5 protein-coding genes are annotated in these 6,729 nt (G+C 71.8%); 2 read left to right on the top strand and 3 right to left on the bottom strand.

The window, feature by feature from the left end; translation table 11 throughout:
• Nucleotides 1-147 precede the first annotated feature (147 nt).
• Nucleotides 148-738 (bottom strand): hypothetical protein, encoded by a 591-nt coding sequence (locus ACFT41_RS31885; protein ID WP_377590182.1) that lies wholly within the window; start codon nucleotides 736-738, stop codon nucleotides 148-150.
• A 167-nt stretch (nucleotides 739-905) separates the two neighbouring features.
• Entirely contained in the window at nucleotides 906-2,252 is a 1,347-nt protein-coding gene (locus tag ACFT41_RS31880; RefSeq protein WP_377590184.1) for a carotenoid oxygenase family protein, read from the bottom strand.
• Nucleotides 2,253-2,348: 96 nt separating this feature from the next.
• Between ACFT41_RS31880 and ACFT41_RS31875 the strand changes: the two genes are divergently transcribed.
• Together ACFT41_RS31875 and mftG are read left to right on the top strand one after the other, a co-directional pair.
• The gene (locus ACFT41_RS31875; RefSeq protein ID WP_377590186.1) at nucleotides 2,349-2,999 is read left to right on the top strand and encodes a TetR-like C-terminal domain-containing protein; all 651 of its coding nucleotides are present in this window, start codon (nucleotides 2,349-2,351) and stop codon (nucleotides 2,997-2,999) included.
• Nucleotides 3,000-3,205: 206 nt separating this feature from the next.
• Nucleotides 3,206-4,747 carry a mycofactocin system GMC family oxidoreductase MftG gene (mftG, locus tag ACFT41_RS31870; RefSeq protein WP_377590188.1) on the top strand — a complete coding sequence of 514 codons (1,542 nt, stop codon included), beginning with the start codon at nucleotides 3,206-3,208 and terminating at the stop codon, nucleotides 4,745-4,747.
• 369 nt (nucleotides 4,748-5,116) lie between these two features.
• On the opposite strand, the gene ACFT41_RS31865 is transcribed toward mftG, so the two are convergent.
• Nucleotides 5,117-6,553 (bottom strand): MFS transporter, encoded by a 1,437-nt coding sequence (locus tag ACFT41_RS31865; RefSeq protein WP_377590190.1) that lies wholly within the window; start codon nucleotides 6,551-6,553, stop codon nucleotides 5,117-5,119.
• Nucleotides 6,554-6,729 lie beyond the last annotated feature (176 nt).

Below are 6,729 nucleotides of genomic sequence, written 5' to 3'. Positions count from 1 at the left end.
GTGGTGAGCACCGCGCCGGCCGACGGTTCGGCGGAGAACGGGCCGCCGTCGGCCCGGGCCGCGCCGGGGGTGAGCGCGAGCAGCCCGGCGACCACCGCGACCGCGGCGGCTGCCGCCCGGCGGCGGCCTCCGGGCGGGCGGCTCAGCTCACGCGGCATGGGGCGCGAGGGACCGGCCGGCGACGCGGTGCCCGACGCAGCTGCACGTCATCTGCTCCTGCTCGCGCCGGTTCGGCCGCAGGTGCAGGTACATCGCGATCACCATGGGGATGAAGACCACCGAGTTGTAGAACAGGTGCAGCTCCACCCGCGGCAGCACGAGCTGCAGGATGCTGGTGGGCACCTTCTGGCCGAAGAACATGGTGCCGGACTGCACCTGCCACAGCAGCAGGAAGTGCTCGATGTGGTGCCAGAACTGGATGGCCAGCGCCACGGTCCACCAGGTGCGGGCGCGCCCGACGAATCCCCGGCGCAACGCGAAGAGGAAGACCAGCATCACGATGGCGTAGCCGTAGTGCAACCACTCGGAGGAGACCAGCCACGGGTAGAACTGGCCCAGCACGCCCCGCGCCTTCGGCCGGGGCATGCCGAGGACCCAGATCTGGTACGCCTGGACCAGGTGCTCGGCCCAGTGCGCCAGCACGATGAAGAGGAAACCGTTGAGGGCCGCCCGGTGGTGGGCCCCGTTGAGTCGCGCGAGCAGCCCCGAGGACGGAGCAGCGGCGAGGGGTTGGGACATCTTTGGCACCTTCCGTAAGGACGCGGGAGAGGAAACGCGGGGAATCGCCAAACGGTCCGTGGAAAACGAGACAGCGGCTGCCGCGAAGCTAACCGGCCGATCCGCGCCACAGTTCCTTCAGATTGCCCAGGTGCTGTCGGAAATCCGTCCGATCTGCGGGTGCCGGCTCAGGAGCCGATCCAGTTGGCGTGGAAGCCGCTGGGTACCCGGCCGGGCAGGTGCACGACGGCGACCGGCGCCCCGGTGAAGTCGCCGGCGTCGAGCACGACCAGATCGCTGCGGCCGGTGCGCCCGTCGTGGACGTAGGTCAGCAACCACCCGTCGTCCTCGGCCGAGAGCGGACCGCGCGGGACGAACACCGCCTCCCCCGCCTCCCGGTGCGGCCCGAAGTCGTGCACCGCCACCTCCCGGCGCAGCAGGTCGTGGCGCAGCAGCGCCGAGCCACCCAGCACCCCTGCCTGGGACTGCATGGCCACCGTGTAGGCGTACCGGTGCCGCATCGTCTTGCGGCGCTCGTCGATGCGGGGGAACTCCTGGGGAATGTCGTCGAGCTGCTCGGCGGCGACGGTGCCCCGGGTCAGGTCCAGCGTCCAGCGCCACAGGGTCGGCGCGGACTCCCCCGGGGCGTGCAGGTCGCGGTCGAAGACCCGGTCGTGGCGCACCACGTCGACCACGCAGGTGTCGTCGACCTCGTAGGCGTTGACGGGGTGGAAGACGTAGCAGGGGTCGACGTCGAACCAGCGCACGTCGGCCCCGCGCCCCTCGCGGGGCAGCAGACCGAGCCGCGCCGGCCGCCCGGGCGACCACGCGTACGGGAAGCGGGAGCCCGCCCGGGCCAGCGTCGGCCGGAAGGTGACGGGCAGGTCGAACAGCACCGAGTGCCGGTCGGTCAACGCCAACGAGTGCATCAGCGGCGGCCCGGTGACCTCGATGCGCTCGCTGCGGCGTACCCGCCCCTCGGGGGTCAGCACGAGGTGCTCGACGTACGGCAGCTCGTGGTAGTAGGCCACCGCGAACAGCTCCCCGGTGACCGGGTCGCACTCGGCGTGGGCGGCGAAGCCGTGCGGCAGGGTGGCGTCGAAGTCGATGCGGGCCACGGAGCCCAGTTCGTCGTCCAGCTCGACCGGCAGCACGCCGGCCTCGCCGAGGGCCAGGGTGCGCCCGCCGTGCCGGATGACGTTGGCGTTGGCGTTGTCGGACAGCCCGTGCCGGGGGCCGGGCAGGGCGAGCTCGCCCAGGGCACGGGTGGTGCGGTCGGTGCGGATCCACCGGTTGCGATACCACAGCGCGCGGCCGGAGCCCAGGCGCACCCCGTGCACCATGCCGTCGCCGACGAGGGCGTGGCCGGGCCGGTCGCCGCCCACCGGGTTCGGCCCGATGCGGACGAAGCAGCCGTCCAGTTCGGCGGGCAGCCGCCCGGTGACCGTCAGGTCGAACTCCGTCGCCTCGGTGGCGACGGGGCGCCGGTTGTCGTTGCGGTAGAGGGTCTTGGGGGCGAGGGCGACGACGCTCATTGCGGCCTCCACGAGCTGGGGCGATCTTTTTGCGTATCGTGGTTACGTAACAGCGTTACTTCATCGAAGGTACGCCGGGCGTGAGACCATGTCAACGTGAGCCCGCGCCGAATCGACCCGACCCTGGCGACCACCCTGCTGGAGGCCGCGGCCCGGCTGCTGGCCGAGGAGGGCACCGCCGGCCTCACCACGCGCCGCCTCGCCGCCGCCGTGGGCACCTCGACCACGGCCGTCTACACGCACTTCGGCGGCATGGACAACCTGGTCCGGGCGATGGTGCACGAGGGCTTCGCCCGCCTGCACCGGCGGATGTCGACCGTGCGGGCCACCTCCGACGCGGTCGCCGACGTGATGGCCCTCGGATACGCCTACCGGGCCAACTCCCTCGACCACCCGCAGCTCTACCAGGTCATGTTCGGCAGCGCGGCGCTCGGTGGGTTCGCCCTGGCCGACGGCGACCGGCAGCACGGGAAATACACGCTCCAGCCGCTGGTCGACGCGGTGGCCCGGGCCACCGAGCAGGGCCGGTTCCGCGCCGGGGATCCGCTGCTGGCCGCGCAGAACATGTGGATCGCCCTGCACGGGCTGGTGAGCCTCGAGCTCGGCGGCTACCTGATCGACCCGTACGACGCCGACGTCTGCTTCGAGGCGCAGCTGCGCTCGCTGATGGTCGGCGCGGGCGACGCGTACGAGGCGACCGCCGCCTCGCTGGGCCGGGCCCGGCGCCGGCGTTCCCCCCGCGGCTGACGCCGCGACAACAGCGACACAGCGACAACAGCGACACGGCGACAACAGCGACACGGCGACGGCGCACGGCAACGGCGGAGAAGCGACACGCATCCCCCGGTGTGATGCTCAGGACGGGTCCCGAGCACGTCCGCAATGGAAGCGCATCCACTCCTGTCCGCCCACGCCGACAGGATCGCCCATCCCCCACGCACCGAAGGACGCCGATGATGCACGGAATCGATTATCTGGTGGTCGGATCCGGCTCCGCCGGAGCCGCGCTGGCCGCCCGGCTCAGTGAGGATCCCGCCCGCCGGGTGCTGCTGCTGGAGGCGGGCCCCGACTTCGCGACGGTGGCCGAGACCCCGACCGACCTGATCGACGGCAGCGCCATGTCGATGGACAGCCACGACTGGCACTTCAAGGCCGAGATCACCGACCGCCGGCGGATCATCTTTCCGCGCGGGAAGGTCACCGGCGGCTCCTCCGCCGTCGGCGCGACCATCGCGTTGCGCGGCACCCCGAACAACTTCGACGAGTGGGCCGAGCTGGGCAACCCGGCCTGGGCCTGGGACGAGGTGCTGCCGTTCTACAAGCGGCTCGAGGACGACCAGGACTTCGACAACGAATACCACGGCAAGGGCGGCCCCATCCCGATCCGTCGGTTCACGTCCGACGAGATGGCCCCGGTGCAGCACGTGTTCCGCGACGCCTGCCTCAAGGCCGGCTTCCCCGAGGTCGAGGACCACAACCACCCGGAGGCCACCGGCGTCGGCTCCATCCCGTCCAACCGCCAGGGCAGCCACCGGTTCTCCACCGCGATGGGATACCTGGCCGAGGCCCGCAGCCGGGAGAACCTGGAGATCCGCTCCGGGGTCCAGGTCAACCGGGTGCTGTTCACCGGCAACCGGGCACGCGGCGTCGAGGTCGCCAAGCCCGGCGGCGGCACCGAGGTGATCGAGGCCGGCACCGTCGTGCTGGCCGCCGGGGCGGTCAACTCGCCCGCCATCCTCATGCGCTCGGGCATCGGGCCCGCCGGCGACCTGCGGCGGCTCGGCATCGACGTGGTCCTGGACCGACCCGGGGTGGGCGCCGACCTGATCGACCACCCGCGCACCGGCGCGTTCATGGTGCCGCAGGAGGGGAGCTTCAGCTCCGAGAACCCGTTCCTCCAGACGCTCCTGCGCACCACCGCGCCGGGATCGACGGAGTTCAACGACCTCCAGTACTACATGATCAACCACTTCGACCTGACGCTCTTCCCCGAGCTGCAGATGCTGGCCGCCGCGAAGACGATCTTCGGGGTGATGGTCGTGCACCAGCGGCCCGAGTCCCGGGGGCGGTTGACCCTCACCTCGGCCGACCCCACCGCACCGCCGGACGTCGTGCTCAACTTCCTCGACACCGAGCGCGACGTCCAGACCCTCGTCGACGCCGTGCGCCAGTGCTGGCAGTTCATGCAGACGGCGGGCATCAACGACCAGGGTCAGCGGTTCGTGGTGCTCGGCGAGGACATGGTCGCCGACGACGAGCTGATGCGCCACTACGTCCGGCTCAGCCTCGACAGCGGCTACCACCCCGTCGGCACCGCCCGGATGGGCGCGGCCGGCGACGAGGGGGCGGTGGTCGACGAGCGGCTGCGGGTGCACGGCACCGAGGGCCTGTACGTCTGCGACGCCTCCGTCATGCCGTCGATCGTCAACTGCAACACCAACCTCACCTCCATCATGATCGGTGAGCGGCTCGCCGACTGGCTCAGGCAGTCCTGACCGGTCGTACCAGGCACGGGCGTCCCGCGGTGTGAAACCCCGCGGGGCGCCCGTCTCGCTGTGCGCCCGTCTCGCTGTGCGCCCCGTGCTGCTCCCCGGCACGTCCGTGTTCCGGGCTAGGGAGCCGATCCACCTACGTCATCACGCCGGCCACGTCGGCGGTGACCGTTGCCGGTGCCGGAGATGTCCCACGCCCACCTCGCGCGCCGACACGGCCGGACGCCCGGGTGGGTGCCGCCCGACGCGGCGCGGGCCGCCCGCCGGGTGGGGGCGGACGGCCCGAAGCGCGAACATGCGGTGTACGGAGCGCCCAGGGGGGGGTGGGACCGGCGCTCCGTACACCGCGGTCGGGGGACGCGCCGGGGGCGCCTAGACGGTGTTCTCGCTGACGTTGCGCGGCACCGGCACCGGGGCGGGCTCCTGCCGCTCGGCGGCGGACGGCCCGGCCGGGACGCCCCGGTCCCGCAGGCCGACCCAGATCAGCGCCACGGACACCAGGATCACCACGATCTGCACCTGCATGGCGAAGTGGACGCCGTCCAGCACGTCCGTGCGGGCGGCCACGAGCGCCCCGAAGATCGGGATGCCGATGGTGACCGCGATCTGCTGGGCCAGGGTGGCCAGGCCGGTCGCCAGGCCCTGCTGCGAGTCTTCCAGGCCGGAGGTGGCGGTCACCGTGTAGGCGACGACGGCCGTGACGTGCCCGAAGTACATCAGGAACAGCGAGGGCACGATCAGGGCCAGGCTCGGCGTGGTCGACGTGCCGGTCAGCAGCAGCGGGACGGTGGTCAGGCCCTGCGCCAGCAGGCCGACGGCGAGGACGTTGCGGTAGCCGTACCTGCCGATCATGCGGCCGGCGATGACGCCGGCGACGACGGCCACCAGGCCCGGCACTCCGAACACCAGGCCGGTGGTGAACGGGGCCATCTTGAGCACGTCCTGCATGTAGAGGGTGAGGCCGAAGTTGACGCCGCTGGCCATCACGAAGGCGACGATGCCGCCGTAGTTGCCCCACTTGATGTTCGGCCGGTTGAGCAGGGTCAGCGACACCAGGGGCGCCTTGGCCTTGAGCTCGACGAACCAGAAGGCCGCGATGAGCACCGCGCCGACGACGAGGGCGATCCAGCTCTGCATGCTCACGCCGTAGACCAGGGCGAGCAGGCCGGCGGTGACCGTGACGGCGCCCGGCACGTCGAGCTTGACGCCGGCGGGGCGGACGCTCTCCTTGATCACCAGGGGGGTCAGCACCATGATGGCGACCGCCACCGGCACGTTGATCCAGAACGCCCAGCGCCAGTCCAGGGCGCTGACCAGGCTGCCGCCGACCAGGGCGCCGACGGTGAAGCCACCGGAGAGCAGCGCGCCGTTGAGGCCGAGCACCCGGGCGCGGGCCCGCTCGTCGGAGACGGTGGTGATCAGCAGCGCCATCGCGGCCGGGATGGCGATCGCGTTGGCGAAGCCCTGCAGCACGCGGGCGCTCAGCAGCATCGTCGCGTTGGTCGCGAAGCCGCCGAGCAGCGAGGCCACGGTGAGCAGCGCGATGCCGGTCAGGAACAGCCGCCGCCGGCCGAACAGGTCGGCGACCCGGCCGAACAGGAGGGTGAAGCCGGCAGCGGGCAGCGCGTACGCGCTGGCCACCCAGGGCAGGTCGGCCAGCGAGAGGCCGACGCCCTCCCCCATCCGGGGCAGCGCCACGTTGAGAATGGAAAAGTCGACGGACAGCATGAACTGCGCGCCGAGCAGGACGAATAGGGCAAGTTTCTGCGCGGAGCTGAGCTGCTCCGACGTGCTCTGGTTCTCCGCCATGACCACGAACCCTAGGTAGCCGCGGCCCTGCTACCCATCTCCCTGCCATGCGTACCACTGGCAGTGGCACCCTCGGCACCTGCCGTGCCGGTCGCGCCCCACGCTACCCGGTCGGCGCACTCTTCGAGCTTGCTCTATTTCGCGCCCGCCGTCGAGGGGCACCGGCCGCCCGGGTG

This window comes from Micromonospora sp. NPDC057141 (assembly GCF_042670805.1).
GTDB lineage: Bacteria > Actinomycetota > Actinomycetes > Mycobacteriales > Micromonosporaceae > Micromonospora.
Note: the sequence above shows the minus strand (reverse complement) of the source record. Positions and strands in the feature narration are given on the sequence as shown.